Source organism: Aquibacillus koreensis (assembly GCF_025154055.1).
Lineage (GTDB): Bacteria > Bacillota > Bacilli > Bacillales > Amphibacillaceae > Aquibacillus_C > Aquibacillus_C koreensis.
Map to the genome: position 1 here is coordinate 108,621 of NZ_JAOALK010000033.1, position 22,195 is coordinate 130,815.

At 35.4% G+C, this 22,195-nt stretch carries 22 protein-coding genes and 1 riboswitch; of the genes, 11 read left to right on the top strand and 11 right to left on the bottom strand.

Annotated elements, in window-relative coordinates:
* Positions 1-12: 12 nt before the first annotated feature.
* Complete coding sequence (locus tag NYQ66_RS09215; protein WP_259869039.1) at positions 13-813, bottom strand: VLRF1 family aeRF1-type release factor; 801 nt, start codon at positions 811-813, stop codon at positions 13-15.
* A 180-nt stretch (positions 814-993) separates the two neighbouring features.
* Between NYQ66_RS09215 and NYQ66_RS09220 the strand changes: the two genes are divergently transcribed.
* Positions 994-1,218 (top strand): DUF1657 domain-containing protein, encoded by a 225-nt coding sequence (locus NYQ66_RS09220; RefSeq protein ID WP_311202014.1) that lies wholly within the window; start codon positions 994-996, stop codon positions 1,216-1,218.
* A gap of 56 nt (positions 1,219-1,274) precedes the next feature.
* On the opposite strand, the gene NYQ66_RS09225 is transcribed toward NYQ66_RS09220, so the two are convergent.
* On the bottom strand, positions 1,275-1,691 hold the full coding sequence (locus NYQ66_RS09225; protein ID WP_259869040.1) for a universal stress protein: 417 nt from the start codon (positions 1,689-1,691) through the stop codon (positions 1,275-1,277).
* Positions 1,692-1,783: 92 nt separating this feature from the next.
* Complete coding sequence (locus NYQ66_RS09230) at positions 1,784-1,999, bottom strand: hypothetical protein (protein ID WP_259869041.1); 216 nt, start codon at positions 1,997-1,999, stop codon at positions 1,784-1,786.
* A gap of 102 nt (positions 2,000-2,101) precedes the next feature.
* Between NYQ66_RS09230 and NYQ66_RS09235 the strand changes: the two genes are divergently transcribed.
* Positions 2,102-2,572, top strand: a complete 471-nt coding sequence (locus tag NYQ66_RS09235; protein ID WP_259869043.1) for a YndM family protein — start codon at positions 2,102-2,104, stop codon at positions 2,570-2,572.
* 440 nt (positions 2,573-3,012) lie between these two features.
* Complete coding sequence (locus tag NYQ66_RS09240) at positions 3,013-4,158, top strand: glycosyltransferase family 4 protein (protein WP_259869044.1); 1,146 nt, start codon at positions 3,013-3,015, stop codon at positions 4,156-4,158.
* 35 nt (positions 4,159-4,193) lie between these two features.
* Here the strand turns inward: NYQ66_RS09240 and NYQ66_RS09245 are convergent, their stop codons facing one another.
* Positions 4,194-5,123, bottom strand: a complete 930-nt coding sequence (locus tag NYQ66_RS09245) for a M14 family metallopeptidase (RefSeq protein ID WP_259869045.1) — start codon at positions 5,121-5,123, stop codon at positions 4,194-4,196.
* 73 nt (positions 5,124-5,196) lie between these two features.
* Positions 5,197-6,357, bottom strand: a complete 1,161-nt coding sequence (locus NYQ66_RS09250; protein ID WP_259869046.1) for an acyl-CoA dehydrogenase family protein — start codon at positions 6,355-6,357, stop codon at positions 5,197-5,199.
* Between the two features lie 189 nt (positions 6,358-6,546).
* Between NYQ66_RS09250 and NYQ66_RS09255 the strand changes: the two genes are divergently transcribed.
* Positions 6,547-7,176, top strand: a complete 630-nt coding sequence (locus NYQ66_RS09255) for a YczE/YyaS/YitT family protein (RefSeq protein WP_259869047.1) — start codon at positions 6,547-6,549, stop codon at positions 7,174-7,176.
* A 301-nt stretch (positions 7,177-7,477) separates the two neighbouring features.
* Here the strand turns inward: NYQ66_RS09255 and NYQ66_RS09260 are convergent, their stop codons facing one another.
* From NYQ66_RS09260 to NYQ66_RS09285, 6 genes are all read right to left on the bottom strand, one after another.
* Positions 7,478-9,319 carry a methyl-accepting chemotaxis protein gene (locus tag NYQ66_RS09260; RefSeq protein ID WP_259869048.1) on the bottom strand — a complete coding sequence of 614 codons (1,842 nt, stop codon included), beginning with the start codon at positions 9,317-9,319 and terminating at the stop codon, positions 7,478-7,480.
* Between the two features lie 325 nt (positions 9,320-9,644).
* On the bottom strand, positions 9,645-10,001 hold the full coding sequence (locus NYQ66_RS09265; RefSeq protein WP_259869049.1) for a response regulator: 357 nt from the start codon (positions 9,999-10,001) through the stop codon (positions 9,645-9,647).
* A gap of 30 nt (positions 10,002-10,031) precedes the next feature.
* The gene (locus NYQ66_RS09270) at positions 10,032-10,493 is read right to left on the bottom strand and encodes a chemotaxis protein CheW (protein ID WP_259869050.1); all 462 of its coding nucleotides are present in this window, start codon (positions 10,491-10,493) and stop codon (positions 10,032-10,034) included.
* 28 nt (positions 10,494-10,521) lie between these two features.
* Entirely contained in the window at positions 10,522-10,989 is a 468-nt protein-coding gene (locus tag NYQ66_RS09275; RefSeq protein ID WP_259869052.1) for a chemotaxis protein CheX, read from the bottom strand.
* A 209-nt stretch (positions 10,990-11,198) separates the two neighbouring features.
* The gene (locus NYQ66_RS09280; RefSeq protein WP_259869053.1) at positions 11,199-12,920 is read right to left on the bottom strand and encodes a methyl-accepting chemotaxis protein; all 1,722 of its coding nucleotides are present in this window, start codon (positions 12,918-12,920) and stop codon (positions 11,199-11,201) included.
* A gap of 124 nt (positions 12,921-13,044) precedes the next feature.
* A complete protein-coding gene (locus NYQ66_RS09285) occupies positions 13,045-13,509 on the bottom strand; it encodes a chemotaxis protein CheX (protein WP_259869054.1) in 465 nt (154 codons plus the stop codon).
* A 92-nt stretch (positions 13,510-13,601) separates the two neighbouring features.
* Positions 13,602-13,687: riboswitch (cyclic di-GMP riboswitch) on the bottom strand.
* 413 nt (positions 13,688-14,100) lie between these two features.
* Between NYQ66_RS09285 and NYQ66_RS09290 the strand changes: the two genes are divergently transcribed.
* From NYQ66_RS09290 to pabB, 7 genes are all read left to right on the top strand, one after another.
* The gene (locus NYQ66_RS09290) at positions 14,101-15,054 is read left to right on the top strand and encodes an ABC transporter permease (RefSeq protein WP_259869055.1); all 954 of its coding nucleotides are present in this window, start codon (positions 14,101-14,103) and stop codon (positions 15,052-15,054) included.
* On the top strand, positions 15,044-15,997 hold the full coding sequence (locus NYQ66_RS09295) for an iron chelate uptake ABC transporter family permease subunit (protein ID WP_259869056.1): 954 nt from the start codon (positions 15,044-15,046) through the stop codon (positions 15,995-15,997). Before NYQ66_RS09290 ends, NYQ66_RS09295 begins: the two co-directional genes overlap by 11 nt.
* Positions 15,994-16,764 (top strand): iron ABC transporter ATP-binding protein, encoded by a 771-nt coding sequence (locus NYQ66_RS09300; protein ID WP_259869057.1) that lies wholly within the window; start codon positions 15,994-15,996, stop codon positions 16,762-16,764. Before NYQ66_RS09295 ends, NYQ66_RS09300 begins: the two co-directional genes overlap by 4 nt.
* 243 nt (positions 16,765-17,007) lie before the next feature.
* Complete coding sequence (locus NYQ66_RS09305) at positions 17,008-18,069, top strand: siderophore ABC transporter substrate-binding protein (RefSeq protein WP_259869058.1); 1,062 nt, start codon at positions 17,008-17,010, stop codon at positions 18,067-18,069.
* 245 nt (positions 18,070-18,314) lie between these two features.
* Positions 18,315-19,691 (top strand): methyl-accepting chemotaxis protein, encoded by a 1,377-nt coding sequence (locus NYQ66_RS09310; protein WP_259869059.1) that lies wholly within the window; start codon positions 18,315-18,317, stop codon positions 19,689-19,691.
* A 161-nt stretch (positions 19,692-19,852) separates the two neighbouring features.
* A complete protein-coding gene (locus tag NYQ66_RS09315) occupies positions 19,853-20,473 on the top strand; it encodes an anthranilate synthase component II (RefSeq protein WP_259869060.1) in 621 nt (206 codons plus the stop codon).
* Complete coding sequence (gene pabB / locus NYQ66_RS09320; protein ID WP_259869062.1) at positions 20,448-22,181, top strand: aminodeoxychorismate synthase component I; 1,734 nt, start codon at positions 20,448-20,450, stop codon at positions 22,179-22,181. Before NYQ66_RS09315 ends, pabB begins: the two co-directional genes overlap by 26 nt.
* The last annotated feature ends 14 nt before the right edge of the window (positions 22,182-22,195 follow it).

The window sequence follows — 22,195 nt, forward strand, 5'->3', positions numbered from 1 at the left end:
GATGGTCTTCTTTTATGCTACAACTTGCTCAATCACTTTTAACTCATCATGTTCAAGAATATTTCGATTCTCCAATTTATCAATTGGCTTATTCATATAATGAGCGATATCTTTGGCTTCATCTTTGTCACCAGCAATATAAATTCTCATCCATCCGTGGTCCTTGGCGAGCTTGTCCAACTTAGGAGCAATGCTTTTGTACCAACGCTTCTGATTGGCTTTAAACCGCTCATCAAAATGATCCGTCTGTAGATTCTTTCCGCCTTTCCCCGTATCTGAATGGGGTCTCGGTCCAGCATGTTGGCGCCAATCTTCCGTATCTATATCTAGTTCATAATGCTCAGTATTTAAAATACTTCCTAACTCTGCTTCAATAACCTTCACTTGGCTTTGTTGTACTAAAATAATACCTAATTTAGGGAACATGGATTTTAGTTGATATAATTGATCGGTTACCGGGGATTCCTGCCAGAAAAACTCTGTCCTTACACGCATCTGCAAACTCTCTGCGAACCATACTGACTGATCCGGGGAGGCAAAAAGGATTACACTCTTTTGAAATTTCATGTGATTATGATTAACATAATCATCAACTTGTTTGCGTACTTTTCTAAAGTTCTTTAATTCCTCTTTGTCATCACTACGCTCTAAATAATTCTCAAAACTGTTTAAACCATTTTTTAACTGTATCCTCCATTGCGATCCCTGACCTTCAGGATCAGCTGGATCTGTGTTTAAGTACATGCTAAACACACTGTTTGGTTTTTCTAACTCTACGTTCTGTAATTCCTTTAATTTTCCTTCTAGCTTCATTAAAATCCCTCCCTATAGTTTCGGCTAGATAGAAGCTATAGTAGTTCTATTTCCTAAATGATATGGACTCAAACATCATTTTGTCGATGGAATTTATTCTATTCGTCAAAAATTTATAAATTTCTTCAAATAGGGAGATTAAATAAATTTCATAATACAACTTATCAGGGGAAACATGTTATGGAGGAGGTGATTACATTGACTGTAGGTACACAAATGCAACAAGCAATTTCTAGTTGTGAAAGTGCCCTAGCGAGTTTACACAGCTTTGCGCTAGAAACACAAGATCAAACGGCTAAACAAATGTTTCAAAATTTAGGTAATCAACAGCAACAAATTCTAGATAACTTGAAAGCTCGTTTACAATACATCGAGTCACAAGAGCCACAATATAAAAACCAATAACCAATTTTCTCCTACTACCAAAAAAAACAGAACTAGGCATGTCGGTGCCTAGTTCTTCATTTCACAATCATAACAGGACATGCTACTCGTTTTGCAACCTTATGACTTACGCTTCCAAGTACCATTTCTTGAAGTGAATGTAAGCCTCTGCTTCCAATAACACAAATATCTACATCATTTTCATTTGCATATTTTACGATGGTGGGACCAGCTTCACCAGATAGTATCTTTACTTCATATTTCACATTTTCTCGTTTCATCTTTTGCTCTGTTAACATTAGGAGCTCTTTACGATTACGCTCTACACAAATCGAGTTTCTATTATGTAATACATTAGCTTTTGACTTTTTAATATCAACGACATAAGCTATTGTTATTTTTGCATGAATATTTCTTGCTAGGGCTATTGCGTTATCCGCAGCTCTTATTGCGTGTTCAGATCCATCCGAAGCTAATAGTATCTTATTGAACATTCCAATATCTCCTAACCAAAGGTTTAACATAATTATAGCAGAATAATAACTCGTTCAACGTTTGATCATTAAAATTCACGATATTGTCTTATTTAATTATCCGAGCTTTTGTTGACAGCTTCATAATTCGCATAAGCTTTCCCCTTTAACAAGGCTAAATAAGGGATGATTTGTTTCATTTGTTCCATATCCTCTGATTCGAAAAGTTTTTTTCTAAACGCTTCATATTTTTTTATATCTTCTTTTGACAAGTATTTTATATATTCACCTTCCATAACATCACCCACTAGTAGCATTACCATTATCAAGTTAATTTCTACCTATATCCTGGATAAAATATGGTTTAGGTTTATTACATAGCTCTTGAATTTTTGTAAATAATAGTAGTAATTTCTTGAAAGGTGGTCAACATGAAACATTTAAAAGCATTAGCTATAAAATTCATTGTCATCAGCATTGTTTTATTTTCAATTTTAGCAGTGTTCTATTCAGCTTCGTTGGCCGATATTTTTGTCCTAAGTGTGTTAGTAACAGGCTTGGCATATGTAATAGGGGATTTGTACATTTTACCAAGGTTTGGGAATTTGATTGCTACCATTTCTGATTTCGGATTATCATTTATAGCTATTTGGTTACTTAGTAACATGCTATTTGAACCACCAGGAAACGGAATTCTCTTCCTCTCCTTTTTTAGTGCCATCTTAATCAGTTCTTCTGAAGCAGTATTTCACTTGTATATGCAAAATAAAGTATTAGGAGAAGAAGAAGTAATTTATGTTAATAGAAGCTATACAGCAAACAATTTTCAAACCGAATTTTCAGAAGAACAACCGGATAAAGACATAATTGAACTGCATAAAAAGAGGGATGAAGATCACTAATAACATATGCCTTTTATAAAGGGATTCTTTTAAGAAGAATCCCTTTCTTATCTGCTGCTTTTGCCAGTTTCTATATTACATGCGCCGTATTCCAGTTCATTTTGCCAACCACAAGTAATGAATCTTCTGGTCCTGTAGATTAAATGCTAGAACATTGTATGTTCATAGATTTTGATCAAATAAGGGCTTTCATGACCGCCAAAATCCTCTTGCGGCAATGAACCCTTATTTACATAACAATCACTGTTTTCATCCCGATAATAGAGAGAATACTCGCATTTCCATCACAAACCACATAAAAAATAATCTCCTATAGAATAAAAATATTAATTGAAGTAAACAGAATCTTAACGGTTTCTTAACTAAATAAGGTCGAATTTAACATTTTGCCTTTATATCTTTATTATAGGAACAATTTATTCAACAGAGGAGTGATGAATATGAATATAGCGATCTTTACGGATACTTATAGTCCTGATGTGAATGGGGTTGCGAAAACGCTGCAGCGTTTCACCGATTTCTTAGAATTGTGCGGACATAACTATAAAGTATTTGCACCTAAGAGCTCTAAAACAGTAGGAGGTTCAGCAAATATTTACCATCACACGAGTATCCCATTTCTTCTTTATCCTGAGTGTCGTTTTTCCATTCCAAATTGGTTACATGTGAAAGCAGAGCTAAAGCAATTTGCTCCAGATATTATCCATGTTGCTACACCGTTCAGTATTGGATTATGCGGAATTAAATACGCACAAAAGTTTAACATCCCTTTAGTCGGTTCTTATCATACGGATTTTGATAAATATTTAACGTACTATAAGTTAGGAAAACTATCGAATGCATTATGGAAATACCTTACGTGGTTTCATCGTCCAATGGAAAAAATATTTGTTCCTTCCTTAGACACATTACACCAGTTAAAGCGTAGAGGTTTTAATAACCTTGAGATATGGGAAAGAGGTATAGATCGTTCACAATTTCATTCGAACTATAGTCATCAACACCTTCGTGAGAAATATCAAATAAAAGAGAAATATATACTATCGTATGTAGGAAGACTCTCCCCTGAAAAAGATATTCCTTGTTTAGTTAATATTATAAAATCCTTACCAATCGAGGTTTCTAAACAAATTCATTGGCTAATTGTTGGTGACGGTCCTTTGAAACAAGACTTAACAGACCAACTTGCCTCGTCTTCTGTCACCTTAACTGGCTACTTACACGGAAAAGATTTGGCTACCGTTTATGCTGCATCTGATTTATTTGTATTCCCTTCCTCTACCGAAACATTTGGCAACGTAGTATTAGAGGCATTAGCATCAGGAACACCCGCTATTGGTGCAAATGCTGGTGGTGTGAAACATATCATTCAACACAACAAAAACGGCATGCTATGTAATCCTCTAGATACGAAAAGCTTTATGGACGCGATCACTAGTTTGCTTACAGATGAAAAGAAGAGAAGACATATGTCTGAAAATGCAATTATCTATGCACAATCAAAAACTTGGAATCATATATTTCATTTGCTACTAAGCGAATATGAAGATGTCATTATGCATGAATTACAACGGAAGCATGCATAATCCATACAAAAGGAGAAAGGGTTACCCTTTCTCCTTTACCTTTTTTCTTTATTAAGATTCACTTCATGCGCTAGCATTAATCCCACTTCTTTATTGTCGTTCCAAATTTTATCATAGTTTTCTAAAGGAACTGGCCTCGGACCAACCAATGGTGAGATTTCTGGTGTAAAACCTGGTTGTTTTATATGTGTCAAAAACCAATCGGTATATCCTCCACCACTCGGATTTTGTCCTGGAAAAACTAATTCATAACCCGTTTTATCACAAATCATTTCTGCCAGTCGCCTAGATGTATTTAAAAGCTCTCCACTGATTTTATATTTCCAGAACAATTCTTCCCCTGATGAATGATAAGCTACGGCTGTTTTAAAATCATGTTTTAAAGTGAAATCAACCATTGCCTTGGATTCTGGTTCACTTAATGGATATGGACCTTTATACATCATTGGACCAGGTTTTCCCGTATCATCAGCAATCTCATCCCAATCAGCTGGATACTGCCGATTTAAATCTACACCTCGGATATTTGATTTCCAAGACGAAAAGTCAGCACTCCCATCATTAAGTAGCAACACTTTTTCTGGATTGCTAGCACTTTTATGTCCCTGTTGTACAAGCATTACCCCATCTGGATTCACCATCGGCACAAACCATACGGCTGTGTTAGATAAAATATGATGCGCATCATAAGCACCTATCTTCGCTTTGTTTGTATATGCTTTACTGTAGGTCTCTAGCATATGCATTAATAAACATGTGGTTAGCCATTCCCTTGCATGATGTGCACCGTTCAAAAATATTTCAGCTTTTCCTGTACCTAACTTTATTGCATATATGTTTCTTCCATCAACAGAATAACCAATAACTTCTTTTGTAATGATATCTGGATATGTTTGTTGTAACATATCGATGTCTTTTTCCATTTGTTCATAAGTGTACTCCTGTTTAGGGTTTACGATAGCCAATATAATCCCCTCCATCATCTATATATTTATATTACGATGTGGAGCAATACGCTATGAACAAAATTTGAAAAGTTTAATCTCTTAGCGCGTTACCTGCGAGCATTTGAATAACCATGTCATCCATAGGTGGATTATGTAATCCAGCTCTTACATCTCGGTAATACTGTTCAAAAGCAAGGTTTTTAGATAAGCCTCTGCCACCCACTATTCGCATAGCAAGATCTACGACTTCATTGGCAATATTTGTCGCAACTGTCTTAACTGCCGCAAGCTCTGCACCTAAACTTTCTCGTTGTTCCGGATATTGATCCCATCTTTCTGCAATAGCATACATGAAGTGGCGGGCTTGCATTAGTTTTAAGTCCATTTCACCGATTTTTTGTCTTACATGGGGTACCTCTGAAATAGGCGTTTTTAAACTATTCGGTTGGAAATTCTTAGCGAATTCAATTGCATCATTTCTTGCAGCAATAGCTATTCCTAGGTAACAAGCAGGTATATGTAATAACCAACCTTTAGGTGCCGACTTCTTCTTCTGGTTAACTTCCACTAACATATCTTCCTTCAAGACAACATTCTCTAATACTAAGTCATCACTACCTGTTCCTCTCATCCCTAACGTATCCCATGTATGCTCTACTCGAATTCCTGGGGTATCTTTATGAATGAGAAACCATCCTACAGCACCTTGATCTTCTACAAATGCAGATACAATAAAATAATCTAATACGCTAGCCATCGTTGTAAATGTTTTTCTACCATTAATTGTGTACGTATCACCGTTTCGAATTGCTTTGGTTTCAGGAATTCCACCTCTTGTTGGACTTCCAGTTGCTGGTTCTGTAGCCGCTCGGTTTAATACCGCTTTTTGTTCGCTTATTTCTTTTGCAATCATGATAAACTTGTCATCTGACCAAAGTGCTTGTTCACTAAGTTCCATGACAACTCCCATATGCCAACCAATAGATAACGCTGTTGCACCGTCTCCAACTGCTAATTTTTCCTGGATCAACAATAATTCATATAAGCTTAAGTCCTCACCACCAAATGCTTTCGGTAAAGGTAAAGAAACATACCCATCTGCTTTCAAGTCTCGTAAGTTATCTATGGAGAATGTCGCACTTTCCTCTGAATCTTTTACTCTTTCTTTCACTTTTACAGCAAGCTTTGAAGCCCGTTGATATAACTCACTGTGCCGCTCGTTCTTTATAAAAGGTGTAAATAAATCAGCCATTTTCATCCCTCCAATAATAGTTGTTACTTAAATGATACATAAGCTGTACCAGATAATCCACTATCTTATCCGAGTATTTGCACAGGTGTAATCAATTGAAATATAGGTCATTAAGTCTTATCATTACATAATTGGTATAAAATTGATGAACATCTTAAAATTGGAGTAAAAAAGGGGGACTGCTTGATCATGCGATTTATTAGAGAAGGCTTTCTCTTTTTTGTCAGTGGAATTCTCATACTTACACTTGGGATTGCACTTACCATTCAATCCACCTTAGGGGCATCACCATTTGATGCACTTTTAGTAGGGTTACATCGCACATTCGGATTAACGATTGGAAGTTGGGAAATAGTAGTAGGGTTAACCATGGTCCTGTGCAATGCACTTGCAGAAAAAAAGAAACCTGAATACCTTGCATTGCTCACTTCACTCATTACGGGAGCTGGTATAGACTTTTGGCTCTTTCTTATAAGAGGTTGGATTGAACCATCTAGTTGGATCGGTCAGTATATCTGTTTAACTTTAGGGATTCTATTAACTGGAGTCGGTGTTGCTACATACCTGCAATCGAAATTCGCACCTAATCCTTTAGATCGTTCTATGTTAGTCATGTCAAAACTAACTGGTTGGAGTGTAACGTACTCCAGAGCTTGTATCAGCTTAGTATTGGTAGTATTAGCTTTCTTTTTTGACGGTGCGATTGGTATTGGTACTTTAATTAATGCGCTTGTAACAGGAGCACTAATCACATACTTTATACCTTATGTAAAGCGCTTTAGAAACACATTACCTACAATAGTAAAAGGGAATACATAAGATCAATGTACCGGGAAAGTAAAAAGCCTTATGAACCTTCTTTATTTTAAAATAGAAAAAACAATCCTATAAAATAAAATAGCTTAGCCCAGTATTGGTAAGGGCTAAGCATTCTATGTTTACACTTGCTGTGTTAACTAAATTTGATTTCTAATCATCTTATAATAGATTCCCTTTTTAGAGATCAACTGATGATAAATTCCCTCTTCAGCTATTTCTCCTTGTTGGATGACCATAATCGTATCAGCATCATACCTATAAAGAAAACCCGGCCAAAGTAATATTGACCGAGCTCCTTTCACTATTCCTTCAGTTTAAAACGTGCAATTAAGTCATTCAAACTTTCTGTTAAGCCAGCTAACTCTTTAGAGCTTGCAGAGACTTCTTCCATCGATGTTGTTGTTTGTTGTACAGATGCTGATGTTTGCTCAATACCAGCAGCTGACTCTTCCGAAACTGCAGCAATCTCTTCTACTGATTTATTCATTTCCTCACTATTTGATGCAATATCAGAAAGATTAGTAGAAATCGATTTGATTCCTTCACTCATTTCAATTAATGCATTATTAATTCGCTCGAATGTTTCACCAGTAGAGATGACCTGATTCATTCCACCTTCTACTTGTTTATACCCACCAGTTAATGAATCTGTAACACTATTTGTTTCACTCTGGATACTTGTAACGATTTGTGTAATATCAGTTACCGATAGTGATACTTGTTCTGCTAGTTTTCTAACTTCATCAGCTACTACAGCAAAACCTCTTCCATGTTCCCCTGCTCTGGCTGCTTCAATCGCAGCATTTAAAGCAAGTAAATTGGTTTGATCTGCGATATCTTTTATCACACCTACTAGTTTTGTGATTTTTTGTGATTGTTGATCCAACCCTTTTACTTTATCTACAGCTTCTTGCACAATCTGATCAATCATTTTCATTTGACTGATAGATAGATCCATTGCATTTCGCCCTTCTTGTGTTAAACCTAAAACTTCTTGAGATGATTCATATACTACTTCCCCACTAATATTAGCCTGGTTTACCTTTTCAGAGAAAGTAGCCATCGCTGTAGCTAACTCACTTGCATGATTTGCCTGTGTTTCAGCACCAGAGGACAATTCTTGCATCGTAGAAGCAACCTGATAACTTCCTTCTTTCACTTCACTTGCTGCTTGTGTTAAATAATCGCTTTGACCTGAAACAGAATCAGATACATTGCTAATCTTCCCTAAAAGCTCTTGTAAGTTCTCATTCATTTTATTCGTTGCTGCCACTAATACACCAATCTCGTCACTTGACTTACTTTCTAACGGATCGTGGCTTAAATCTCCATTAGCTATTTGTTCCATTCGTTCACTTACTTGTCTAATTGGTTTAGAGATAAGGTTTACCACGAAACCAATTGCAACACTAACAAGTATAACCAACACAGATATAACTACCGTGACGATCATCGAAGCATTTGCAGATGAAACAAGGTCCTTTCCTTTATTTTCCATCGTCGTTTCTTGATCCTCTACAAATGTCATATATGCAGATCGAATTGCTACATATTTTGAGTTAACCGTACCTAAATTAAGGCCAGCCATATTTTCTTTACCATCAGCATAAGCTTGGAACACATCATTACGAATATATTCCTCTAAATCTCTTGTTTGACTTATGATAGCCTCTAATTCAGTAGTATCTTGCATACTATCTAATAATGATTGCTCTAATTCGATACTTTCCTCTGATAGGTTATCAAAACGTTGTACATAGTTAGGCGTTCCATATAAAACGTAGGCTTGCGCTGCACTGATCCGCTCTGTAATATTAATTTGTAGTTTTTCATTTGCAAGTAGTATAGGTAATTCTTCATCCATAATTCTCTCTGTATCACTTTTAACTGCGTTCATTGATAATCCTATTGTAATACCTAGTATAGCTACTAACGCTATTACAATCGAGAATCCAAACATGATACGCGCTCTGATACTTTTGAAAGCAAGAAGGTTTGTAGTTCCTTTCCCATTTTCACTTTTTTCTTTTACCGGTTTTTCTTTCTTTGCCTTATCCTTTAATTCTTTTTTCTTCGGACTTTTATTCTTCTTCTTAAATAATTCAATTCCTTTTATACGTAATTCAGATAAGAACTTTTTCATCCCCACACCTCTTTTTTTTATATATCTTTTGTAATATGAAATAGCAGTGTTGTTGTAACCGCTATCATTATAAGACAAAAAACTATTTGGATTATTTGACTTAGGCTAGTTATTCTAGGAGTTATGTAAGTGGATTAATCTGCGTTTGTAACCGGAACTAAGTCGTTTTTCACAGATAAGAATTATTGAACAGATATAGTTTGAACAAAAAATCAACTTGATTCCAGAGAATGTGCATTACGAGAAGCAAGATTAGAAGAATCTATTACGTAGATTCTTCTAATTAGCTAGTCCATAACACATTTTATGTAGTAATTTAGCTTCTTTAGAAAATCTTTGATAAAGCTTGTTTAATTCTCTCTTCATCAAATGGTTTTACAATAAAATCCTTTGCACCTGCTTGTATAGCTTCTAGAACCATTTGTTGTTGTCCCATTGCTGAGCACATAACAATGGTTGCTCCTGGATCTATACTCTTAATTTGTTTCACGGCTTCTACTCCGTTCATTTCTGGCATGGTGATATCCATGGAAACCAGGTCAGGTTTTAACTCTTTATACTTCTCCACTGCTACTTGGCCATTTTCTGCTTCCCCTACTACTTCATGTCCTTGAGAAGTAAAGATATTTTTAAGTTGCATTCTCATAAATGCTGCATCATCTGTAATTAAAACTCTTGCCATTTTTTTCCCCCACTTTTATCTTTTTACAATTTAATCTTCAATTACTTGCTTTACTTCGTCGATCTCTTTATAATTCAATACATTTTCCAAGTCTAGTAATAGTAATAATCGATTATCTAACTTTGCAACACCATTTAAGTACTTTGAATCAACACCCTGAACCATTTCTGGTGTTTCCTCAATCAAGCTTGTTTCAATATCAATTACATCTGTTGCACTATCAACAATCAATCCAACCTCAATATTATTCATGCTCGCAATTAATACTCTTGTTTGATCTGTTTTTTCCGTTTCTTGCATTCCAAGACGCTGTTTTAAGTCAATAATTGGAGTAACCTGGCCTCTCAAGTTGATAATTCCTTTGATAAAATCAGATGTTTGAGGTACCTTAACAACATCTTGTAACTTCTCTATGGAGCGAATTTGAGTTATATTTGCGCCATATTCTTGATTGTGCAACTTAAAAATAATTATTTTGATAGCGTCTGCCATTACATACAACCTCCTTTATTATCTTTATTTATTGGTTTAAAAGTAAGTTGATTTGCATATCTCCTATAGAAGGATAATTTACATTTACTAATAAAGCTCTTTTAAAACCCGATAGACTCGTACTTCCATTAAGGACAGTTGGGTGTGTGATATCCGTATGTATACCACTTTCAGCTATTTGTGTAGATAAGCTTCCTGCGATCATGTTACCTAACTCTCCTGAAAAAGAATCTAGCATTTCGTCAGACAAAGGCATGCCAAACATCTTTTCTCCTATACTTGCAAACACATTTGACGTAGATTTTACAACTAATTCTCCCTTTAAATCCCCTGTAAATCCTATCATAACCCCAAATTCTACTTTTAAGGGTTTTTCTATTAATTGAGGGCCGCCAATCGTGTTCTCAATAGGTATAACATTATTAATAGATTTAATTGTGCCATTGTAAACTTCTTTAATGATGTGATTAATGTTCGCTTCTTTAGATGTAGTCATACTTTTCCCCCCTCTGCTATCCTTCTTGTAGGTATAGCATCCTATTGCCATTTACATAGACACGAGATAGATATATTTACAGTACTAGATTATAAACGATTAACTAGGACTATCGTATTATTAAATAAAGAATACCTCTTTATTCGACAAAAATCAACGCTCTCTTGTAAATTGACTGACTTTTTTGTGTACGGATTTACTGCTTTATATTACAACTTGAATCTAGCAACTAAATCATTTAAATTCTCTGCTGACTTTGCAAGTTGGTTAGAACTGCTTGCAATTTCGTCCATTGAGCTACTTGTTTGTTGTACAGATGCAGCTGTTTGTTCAATACCTGCAGCAGATTCCTCTGAGACCGATGCAATTTCTTCAATAGACTCATTTATAGCATCACTATTACCTGCAATAGTTGCTAAATTCTCTGATATTTGTCTTACACCAGCCGCCATCTCACTCAAGCTACCATTGATCTCCTCGAAAGTTTCACCTGTTGTTACTACTTGATTCATTCCATTCTCCACTTCTGTGTACCCACCTTGAAGTGAGGCTGTTACAGCTCCCGTTTCCGTTTGGATGTTTTGAACAATTTGCGTAATATCCGTTACAGATATCGATACTTGTTCCGCAAGCTTTCTAACTTCATCAGCTACTACAGCAAAGCCTTTCCCATGTTCACCTGCACGGGCTGCTTCAATAGCTGCATTTAGAGCCAACAAATTGGTTTGTTCGGCAATATCTTTGATTACACTAACTAATTTCGTAACCTCTTGTGACTGTTGATCCAATCCTTTCACTTTGTCTACAGCATCTTTAACAATGCGATCGATGGCACTCATTTGGTCAATAGAAGATTTCATTAGTTGGCTACCATTTTGCGTTAAGGCTAGCACTTGTTTTGATGATTGATGCACCATTTCCCCATTTTCATTTGCATCATAAATTTTATCAATAAAATTAGACATGGATGATTGCAAATCGTTTGTTGTACTTGCTTGTGTTTCAGCTCCAGAAGACAATTGTTGCATGGTAGATGCAATTTGAGTACCGCCTTCTTTCACTTCATTTGAAGCCTGTGTTAACTCTTCACTTTGACCCGATACAGTACCTGACACAACACTAATTTCACTTAATAGGTCACGGATGTTCCTATTCATTTGATTCGTTGCATCCACTAATTGGCCGACTTCATCTTTAGATTTAATCCCCAATGGTTCCCCACTTAAATCACCAGCTGCCATTTGATTCATACGTTCACTAACTCTTTTAATTGGTTTAGAAATAATTACCGAAACGAACAAAGCAATCACTATACTTAAAATTGCCACAACAATGGTTAAAATTGCTCCAACCACAATAGATGTTTGACTTTGTTGGTTCAAGTCGCCAGCCGCTGCTTCTATTTGTTGCTCTCTTTGATTAATTAGTTCTTTGAACCCAACAATCACCTCATCGGCAACTGGCTTAATTACTGTTTCTAAATTTTGCTGCGCGACTTCAATATTTCCTGCGTCATATTCGTTAAAGACAAATTGATATACTGCTTGCTCCCAAGAATCACTTTTTCCTACTAACTCTGTAAATACTTCAGAGTCTGATAATCCCAACGCTTCTTGTTGTAGGACTTCACTTTCCTCTGTTAATTGTTCAAATTGTTGCTTGTACTCTTCATTCCCATTTAAAACATATGCTCTTGTTAAACCAATTCTCTCAGATATATTAAAGGCAAGTGCTTCATCTGCGATAAGTAAGGGAAGTTGAAATTCTGCAATATCCTTTGATTCATTACTAATTTGTGTTGAATTGAAAGTTGTATAACCTCCATATACAATAATTAGCGCCACGATAAAGGAAAAACCAAATAAAATCCTTCCTCGAATGGTCTTAAAATTCAATGCTGATTTGTTACGCAAGTTGACTAGCTTTTTCATTATGCACCTCATAAAATTATGTATTTGCCATAGATGACAGATATTGCTTCGCATCAAAACAATAAAAATACCAGTTATTTGTTATGAATACGTTTACTTATTAGGGGGAATTATTAGCGCTATATTAAGCATTTACTAACAAAAAGATCTCCATATCCCCTAAAGAAGAGAAAGTAATGGGTGTTAGAATCGATCTTTGTGCGTGTGGAATCAAAGTACTTCGTTGTACAACAGGGTGTGAAATATTCGTATTAATCTGCTTAGATGATAGATGAGTTGAAAGGCTTCCAGCTAACATATTTCCCAATTCCCCAGAAAAGGAATCGATCATTTCCTCGCTTAACGCCATTCCAAACATTGCTTCTCCAAGGTCACTAAATAATCTGACGTTAGCTTTAAAAACTAATTCTCCTATTAAATCACCAGTAAAATGAATGGAAACACCAAACGGTATCTCTACGGAACTTTTTATTATACTCGGACTTCCAACAGCATGTTCTACCGGAATTACGGTATGTACCGAATGAATTAAACCATTATAAAACTCCTTTACAACTTGATTAGCTGTTAAAGATTGATTAGTAGTCAAGTTCTGCTTCCCCCTTTACTACTAAATGAGAAAATAAAAAAGACTATTTCTAAAAAGCGAAATAGCCAAAAGCCGATGTATATAGCAGCAATGTTGGCAGCTAGGCAATCATAGTCAATGCGACCTTAGACCCTAAGCTTTGCGTCCTACCTTTTCAGGAAGTTTGCCTTTTTCTCATATAGTGTTATTTATTTAGGTTATTATACCTACATAATACCTATATATGTGACAAGTTTCAACATATTTTTTTCAAACTATATGCAAGATATAGCTTTTATTAATATAAAATAAAAGTGCATGAAAATAGATGATAAGTTCATAATTATCCATTAAGAATATTCGTTATCCTCAATTAACTAGAAAACAACAGCTCCTTCCATAAACTAACTTTTCCAATGATCATCTCCTAAGATCAAATTGTTAAAATCAAAAAAAGTAAAGATTGTCATTTATTAACCTTCCACTTTCACCCATTTTACTGTCGAACGCTTGTTGACATCAACTTCATCTTTGATTATAATTTACGCACACTTAGAATGATAATCATTTTCAATTACATTCTGAGAATACAATAAGTAATGAGGATTACATATGAAACTGTGGATTTTAATTACTACTACTCTCATTCTATCTTTTATATCGTTGTTTATCGGTGCAATCGATATTAAGATTAGTAACTTATTAGATTTAAATTCTGATGAGGCACATATTTTCTTTGTTAGCCGTGTTCCCCGATTGATAGCAATAATCTTGGCAGGAGCTGGAATGAGTATTGCCGGGCTTATCATGCAATCATTAAGTCGTAACAAATTTGTATCTCCAACTACTGCTGGTACCCTTGATGCAGCTAAACTAGGAATTTTAATTTCTATGTTATTTATTACAAACGTTACATACACACAACAAGTACTTTTCAGTTTTGCATTTGCGCTACTTGGTACCTTCGTGTTTATGCAAATACTAGACAAAATCAAATTTAAAGACGCAATTTTTGTACCGTTAATCGGAATAATGTACGGAAACATTTTATCGTCCATTACAACATTCTTTGCCTATGAAGCAGATCTTCTCCAAAATATATCTGCTTGGTTAATGGGAAGTTTCACATTAATTATATCTGGTCGCTATGAATTGTTGTATGTTAGTGTACCTGCTATTATATTAGCGTATTTGTATGCGAATAAATTTACCGTTGCTGGCATGGGTGAAGAGTTCGCGAAAAATTTAGGATTAAGCTATAAACTTGTGTTAAATATCGGACTTATTCTTGTGGCGGTTATTGCTACAACAGTAGTCTTAACTGTTGGAGTCATTCCATTTTTAGGTCTGATTGTCCCGAATATTGTATCGATATATTTAGGAGACAACTTGCGGAAAATTATCCCACATACTATTTTCCTAGGTATCGTTTTCTTGCTAATATGTGACATTATAGGTCGAGTTATTATTCACCCGTATGAAATCCCAGTCAATGTCACCGTGGCAGTAATCGGTAGTGCGATCTTCTTAATTATGTTATTTAGGGGGAGAGCATATGCGAAATAGGACAAAAATGTTCATATTATTTATTTTAGTAGTGATTAGTGTCCTACTATATGGTTTTTATGATATAAAAGGCGGATTTGATTACGCCTTCCCTAGACGTATGATTCGGGTAGCGGCTATGGTTGTTACAGGCATTGCAATTTCTTATGCAACGGTTGTGTTCCAAACGATTACACAAAACCGAATCTTAACCCCTTCTGTAATGGGAATTGGATCTATGTATGAAGTCGTTCAAACTGTTATTTATTTCTTTGCAGGATCTATGTCTATCTGGATTATTAACAAATATTTAAATTTTGGTGTTGCATTAGCAGCGATGGTCATATTTGCTCTTTTACTCTATCGTTTTCTATTCCGCGCGAATAAATATCCGATTTTCCTTTTATTACTTATTGGAATGATTATCGGAACACTTTTAGGAAGCTTAGTAACTTTCTTGCAAGTATTAATTGATCCAGTTGAATATCTCGGACTTCAGTCTATTTTATTTGCTTCCTTCTCGAAAGTGAAGGCTGAGTTGTTGTATATTGCAACCGGAATTGTGGCACTTTCGCTTATTTACGGTTCATTTATAATTAAAAAACTTGATGTCATGTCACTCGGACGTGAAAATGCAATGAATCTAGGTATTAACTATGACCGGATGGTGATGAATATTCTCATTTTATCATCCATATTAATTGCTACTTCTACTGCATTAGTAGGTTCTATTACGTTTTTTGGTTTGATTGTCGCCAATTTATCCTATCAGTTTTTTTCAACATATAGGCACTCTGTGTTAATTATCGGCGCTAGTTTGTTTAGTATCGTTGCATTAGTTGGTGGTCAATTTATTGTAGAGCATATATTAGAGTTACGTACGACCATTAGTGTCATCATTAACTTTGTTGGTGGTATTTACTTCATTTACTTATTACTAAGGGAAAGTAGGTCTGCTGCATGATAGAAATTAAAGGTTTAACAAAAAAATTTAATAAAAAAAATGTCGTTGAGGACGTATCTATTTCTATTCAAAATGGCACCATCACATCGTTCATTGGACCAAATGGTGCCGGTAAATCTACCCTACTATCTATGGTTAGTAGATTATTAGATGCAGATACCGGAGAAGTGCTACTTGATAAAAATAATGTGAAAAAGTGGAAATCTACGGAATTCGCCAAACGTGTTTCCATTCTAAGACAAGCAAACTTTATTAATGTTCGTTTAACTGTCCGTGAATTAGTTTCATTTGGTCGTTATCCTTATTCAAAAGGTCGCTTAAATGATGAAGATCTTAAGTATGTGGATCAAGCATTGGAATATATGAATTTAATCGACATGCAAGATCAATTTCTAGATGAGTTATCCGGCGGACAAAAGCAACGTGCTTTTATTGCAATGGTTATTGCACAAGATACCGATTATGTCTTACTTGACGAGCCTTTAAACAATCTGGATATGAAACATTCTGTTCAAATTATGAAAACATTACGTAGACTTGTGAACGAATTAGGAAAAACGGTTGTGATCGTGTTACACGATATCAATTTTGCATCTGTCTATTCCGATAACATTGTAGCATTAAAAAACGGTAAACTTATCAAAAATGGACCTACAAATGAGATAATAAATTCAGATGCTTTACGTGAAATTTATGATATGGATATTCCAGTTCAAGAACAAAATGGTTGTCGCATTTGTGTGTACTTTAATTCCCATACACCATGATATGGTTAAGTTTTAAAGAGCCCAAAGAAGAAGCGTGTAAAATGCTCCTTCTTTGGGCTCTTTTTATGGGACAAATCATAACCCCAACTAATCATAAAACTCTACTTTTTCTACTTTTTCACAAAAAAATTTAAAAACTGGAAAAAAGTGTTGACGAGAACGATTATCAATTATACAATGATAATTGTTATCAATGATAATGATTATCATTATTAAAATACATACCTAAGGAGAGGGACAATGATGAAAAAATGGCAAATTGCTATTTTACTATTAGTTTTTGCATTAGTGCTTGCTGCATGTGGTGCTGAAGAAGGGGAAGCAGATAAAGCATCTGCTGCAGAAGATCAAACAGCACAAAACGAAACATCTGAAGGAGAAGGTTCTGATTCAGAAGAAGCAGGAGAAGGTGAAAATTCCGCTTATCCAATGACTGTTTCACCTACTGTTACAGAAGTTGCAGGAGAAGATGTCACTTACAACTTTGCAGAAGTAGAATTTGAAGAACAACCAGAAAACATTGTTGTGTTTGATTTCGGATTCTTAGATACACTAGATGCACTAGGTGTTGAAGGAATTGTAGGGGTTGCTAATGGTGGCGGCCTACTACCAGCTCATTTAAAAGATTATGAATCAGACCAATACACTAACATTGGTAGCTTAAAAGAACCATTACTAGAGGATATTGCAGCTTTAGAACCGGACGTAATTTTTATCTCTGGTCGCCAATCAGCATTCTATGATCAACTGAAAGAAATCACTCCAAATGTCGTATTCGTTGGTACTACACAAGATGACTACTGGAATTCGTTCTTAGGATCTGTAGATATTGCAGCTAAAATGTTCGGAAAAGAAACAGAAGCAGAAGAATATCTAGCACAATTTGACACTGCTTTAGAGGAAGTTAAATCATTAGCTGAAGGACATGAAACGAGCTTAGTTACAATGTACAATGAAGGAAGTTTATCAGGCTTTGCAACGAATTCACGTTTCGGTTACCTTTATGATGTATATGGATTTAAACCTGTAACAGAAGATATTGAAGCATCATCTCATGGATCTAGTTTCGGTTTCGAAGCAATATTAGAATTTGACCCGCAAGTACTATTCGTTATCGACCGCACTGCTGCGATCAATGGTGAATCAAATATTGATGCTGATATGGAAAATGAAATTATTAAGAAAACTACTGCTTACAAAAATGATCAAATCGTCTACTTAGATGGAGCACTATGGTATTTAAGTGGTGGGGGTTTACAATCTGAACTTGATAAAATTGAAGAAGTTATCGAAGCATTAAAATAAATATATGATGCTAGGAGCTGCCCTAGAAAGTTAGAAGCACTGACTTTCAGGGCAGTTTTTATATTGCTTTACTACATAGGAAATGTATTCAAAAATTTATATTATATCTATTAATTCTTTCATAACTTGTCCACCCCACCCAACCCCATGTTTTCTATTTAATACCTAAATAGAAATTATGACAAAATTCTCACAATTCATGATATAATCATGTTAACTAACTTTACACAACAGGGGGATTGTTCATGTTTTTATTAAAGACAAAAAGGAATATAAGAGATATTAAGTCAGAAATCCAAGCGGATGATAACTCCAATATCAATGGTCAATTACAAGTTGCTGCCGATCAATTAAAAGGAATTGTAGAACAAATGAAGTTAGCAGCTATTTCACTAAATGAAACTTCTACTTCTAGTAAAGATAGAACAGAAGAGTTAAAGAATCATAGTGAAAAAACAATGGAGAACACCATACAGGTGTCTGATAAAATGAGTGCAATTGAATCATCAGCAGTAAAGATATCGAATGTATCAGAAGAGATTCATGAAAATAGTCAAACTTCTTACCAAGAATTAATAAACTCCTTAGGCTCCTTAGACATGCTTCACGACAAAATGGACACACTTTTAAAAAGCCATTACGTACTTATTAAACAAATGAATCAACTAGAAGCACATTCACAAGAGATAAATAAAGTAATTGATACAATAGGAGCAATATCCCAACGAACCAGTATCTTAGCATTAAATGCTACCATCGAGGCTGCGAGGTCTGGAGAAGAAGGGAAAGGTTTTGCAGTTGTCGCTAATGAAGTAGGGAATCTCGCAAATCAAACCTCCGAAGCAGTAACACAGACAAGAAGCAACCTACAGATGATCCAAGATGAAATTTCACGCACGACGAACATGGTAAATGATGAGACAGTTCAAGTAGAAGACGGTTCTAATCAATTAAAAGATGTTATCAAACTGCTAAATTCCTTTAAATCTAATCTTGAAACCATTACGTCCATGGTTTCAAGTTCAACACAAGCAGTTGGCGAACAAACAAGTAGCGTGCAAGAGATCGCTGCTCTATTAGAAGAAATATCTAACATGTCCGTAAAAAATAAAGATCATGTAGACAGCGTTTCATTGGATATGGATGCACAATTTATGAGCAGTGAAGAAGTATTATCCATTAGTGAATCATTGACAACTACATCAAATGCATTACAAGAAATTATTAAGAGTGATGAAAATATCACTCAAATTAAAGTTGATGATACAGTTGTACAAGCCATTTCTGAAGAAATCACAACATTATTAGCTGAGGAACCTTTATATCAATTAAACCAGGAGCATCACGCATCTGTTCTCCATGCGTTCTTTGAACGACATACCGATATCGAAGCAGTTTGGTCTAATCGGAAGGATGGTACGTTTGTGTATTCTAATCCACCTGCAGGGCTCGTAAATGCAAAAGCTCGTCCATGGTTTATTGAGGCAATGAAAGGAGATGCATACGTATCAGATGTATATATTTCTGCTCTGACAAAAAATATCTGTATCTCTCTTTCTTATCCCATTTTTAAGGAAGAAGATATTGTTGGAATGATTGGGGTCGACTTAGCTATTAGATAAATATGAAATGTTGTAACTACCGTCTGTTTGTTGAACGGTAGTTTTGTTTTGATCCCTTTGGAACGTTTATACTAACGCTTATCAAGCCATCCAGATGCTTTCCAAAACCATTCAGGTTATAATGGAACTTGTGAATTTGATATACAAAGGGAGACTAAAAAATGATCGTTATTATAGATAATTACGATTCCTTTACTTATAACTTAGTACAGTACTTTAAACAATTAACTTCAGATGTACTTGTATTTCGTAATGATGATACATCTGTTGAACAAATAACAGAACTAGAACCAGATCTAATTGTATTATCACCAGGCCCTGGAGACCCAACTGAATCCGGCATTTGTCCTGAGGTTGTTGATTATTTCTACAGAGACACACCGATTTTAGGTGTCTGCCTTGGCTTCCAAGTCATTGTCGATTATTTTGGCGGTAAGGTAGAAAAAGGAAAAAGCCCTATGCATGGAAAAGTAACCTTGATGGACCATGATCAGCAAGGCGTTTTCAAGGAGTTGTCTAGCCCATCGAAGATTACCCGTTATCATTCATTAGTCGCTTCGCCTGCACATATCCCTTCACAACTGAAAGTAAGTGCAACTGCTGCAGACAGTGCAATAATGGGCGTACGCCATGTGGATTTTCCAATTGAGGCAATACAATTTCATCCAGAATCTATCTTGACTGAGAATGGTTTTACTATGATAAAAAATAGTTATGAGTTGGCTATAAAATGGAAACATGATCGAGGTGAAAAAAGTGGAGCAACCTTATCTTCTCTTTGAATTTATGAATAGTACTGGTGTAAAAACTCCATATTTGTTCACTAAACCTGTCCAAATTTTTGAAGTACATCAATTAGTAGATGTAGAAGTTGTATTTTCAAACATAGAACAAGCATTGCAAGATGGTTATTATGTAGCTGGCTTTGTATCCTATGAGGCTGCACCAGCTTTTGACCGTCATTATGATACGCACCCTAAAGGAAATCTTCCTCTCGTTTGGTTTGGGATATTTGAAAAGCCACACAAGTTTAATGAGGTGGATCAAGAAAGAGATTACAAAGTATCGGATTGGAAGTTAACCTCAAATTTCGAGGATTACCAACAAGGTATCCAAAAAATTAAAGATGCGATTGAGGTTGGGAATACGTATCAGGTGAATTATACCGCCCGATTAGAAGCTACATTTCAAGGTGATGATTTCTCTTTTTATCGGCAACTAACAAGAAATCAACAATCTTCTTATAGTGCTTACATAAACATTGGGAGATACCGGATATTATCAGCTTCTCCAGAATTATTCTTTCATGTAGAACATAACCGAATTTCTACTAAACCTATGAAAGGGACTGCAAAACGCGGGAGATTTTTGCAAGAGGATAAAAAATATAAGGATCAATTGAGTCAGTCTGAAAAAGATCAAGCAGAAAACCTAATGATTGTGGATCTCTTAAGGAACGACATCGGACGAATAGCAAAACCAGGTACTGTTAATGTACCAAAATTATTTGAGATAGAGTCTTATCCAACCGTCCATCAAATGACGTCAACAATTACAGCAGAAATCCAAAATAACACCACAGTCCTAGATTGGTTCAAAGCACTGTTTCCATGCGGATCGATTACTGGAGCACCAAAAATAAGAACAATGGAATATATTGCAGAACTAGAACAAACACCAAGAGAGGTTTATTGCGGTGCTATCGGGTTTATTACTCCCGAACGAGAAGCGATTTTCAACGTCCCGATTCGAACCGTTACAATAGACACGTTAACACAAAAAGCAATATATGGTGCTGGCGGTGGTGTGACTTGGGATTCTACCGCATCAGGGGAATATGAAGAGCTATTAACAAAGGCTCAATTACTTACGGAAAAACGGAAGGAATTTCAATTGTTAGAGTCGTTACGACTTGAAAATGGTGAATATCCACTGCGTGATTATCACATGAAGCGCCTGGTAGGATCTTCTTATTATTTTGGTTATGAATTGGCTGTAAAAAATGTTGAATTAAGATTAGATGATCTTGCAAGTCAGTATCCAAAAGGAACATATAAAGCTAGGCTACTTGTTGAAAAGGACGGGAATATGTCAGTAGAAGCTCAACCGGTAAAGGATTTAAAGCAACCAATAAGTTGTACCCTTGCACGCGGACCGGTGGATCTTCAAAATCCGTTTCTATTTCACAAGACTACCTATCGCGACATGTATGAGCAACACAATGATGATCAATATTTTACAACACTATTATGGAATGAACAGCATGAAATAACTGAATTCACAATTGGGAATATTGTATTAGAGTTACATGGAGAATATTTCACTCCTCCAATCGAATCTGGATTACTGTCAGGAACATACAGACAGTATTTATTAGATCATGATGTCATAAAAGAGAAAATAATCAAAAAAGAAGAAGTAAAGCATTACGATCGGATCTGGTTTATTAACAGTGTTAGAGGTTGGGTGGAAGTAAAGCTTGATGTTTAAGACTAGATAATAAT

What these genes read in the sequence shown, in the direction of transcription:
- NYQ66_RS09215 (WP_259869039.1), bottom strand. Translation starts at nt 813, where the DNA reads ATGAAGCTAGAAGGAAAATTAAAGGAATTACAGAACGTAGAGTTAGAA.
- NYQ66_RS09220 (WP_311202014.1), top strand. Translation starts at nt 994, where the DNA reads ATGGAGGAGGTGATTACATTGACTGTAGGTACACAAATGCAACAAGCA.
- NYQ66_RS09225 (WP_259869040.1), bottom strand. Translation starts at nt 1,691, where the DNA reads ATGTTCAATAAGATACTATTAGCTTCGGATGGATCTGAACACGCAATA.
- NYQ66_RS09235 (WP_259869043.1), top strand. Translation starts at nt 2,102, where the DNA reads ATGAAACATTTAAAAGCATTAGCTATAAAATTCATTGTCATCAGCATT.
- NYQ66_RS09240 (WP_259869044.1), top strand. Translation starts at nt 3,013, where the DNA reads ATGAATATAGCGATCTTTACGGATACTTATAGTCCTGATGTGAATGGG.
- NYQ66_RS09250 (WP_259869046.1), bottom strand. Translation starts at nt 6,357, where the DNA reads ATGGCTGATTTATTTACACCTTTTATAAAGAACGAGCGGCACAGTGAG.
- NYQ66_RS09255 (WP_259869047.1), top strand. Translation starts at nt 6,547, where the DNA reads ATGCGATTTATTAGAGAAGGCTTTCTCTTTTTTGTCAGTGGAATTCTC.
- NYQ66_RS09260 (WP_259869048.1), bottom strand. Translation starts at nt 9,319, where the DNA reads ATGAAAAAGTTCTTATCTGAATTACGTATAAAAGGAATTGAATTATTT.
- NYQ66_RS09265 (WP_259869049.1), bottom strand. Translation starts at nt 10,001, where the DNA reads ATGGCAAGAGTTTTAATTACAGATGATGCAGCATTTATGAGAATGCAA.
- NYQ66_RS09270 (WP_259869050.1), bottom strand. Translation starts at nt 10,493, where the DNA reads ATGGCAGACGCTATCAAAATAATTATTTTTAAGTTGCACAATCAAGAA.
- NYQ66_RS09275 (WP_259869052.1), bottom strand. Translation starts at nt 10,989, where the DNA reads ATGACTACATCTAAAGAAGCGAACATTAATCACATCATTAAAGAAGTT.
- NYQ66_RS09280 (WP_259869053.1), bottom strand. Translation starts at nt 12,920, where the DNA reads ATGAAAAAGCTAGTCAACTTGCGTAACAAATCAGCATTGAATTTTAAG.
- NYQ66_RS09290 (WP_259869055.1), top strand. Translation starts at nt 14,101, where the DNA reads ATGAAACTGTGGATTTTAATTACTACTACTCTCATTCTATCTTTTATA.
- NYQ66_RS09295 (WP_259869056.1), top strand. Translation starts at nt 15,044, where the DNA reads ATGCGAAATAGGACAAAAATGTTCATATTATTTATTTTAGTAGTGATT.
- NYQ66_RS09300 (WP_259869057.1), top strand. Translation starts at nt 15,994, where the DNA reads ATGATAGAAATTAAAGGTTTAACAAAAAAATTTAATAAAAAAAATGTC.
- NYQ66_RS09305 (WP_259869058.1), top strand. Translation starts at nt 17,008, where the DNA reads ATGAAAAAATGGCAAATTGCTATTTTACTATTAGTTTTTGCATTAGTG.
- NYQ66_RS09310 (WP_259869059.1), top strand. Translation starts at nt 18,315, where the DNA reads ATGTTTTTATTAAAGACAAAAAGGAATATAAGAGATATTAAGTCAGAA.
- NYQ66_RS09315 (WP_259869060.1), top strand. Translation starts at nt 19,853, where the DNA reads ATGATCGTTATTATAGATAATTACGATTCCTTTACTTATAACTTAGTA.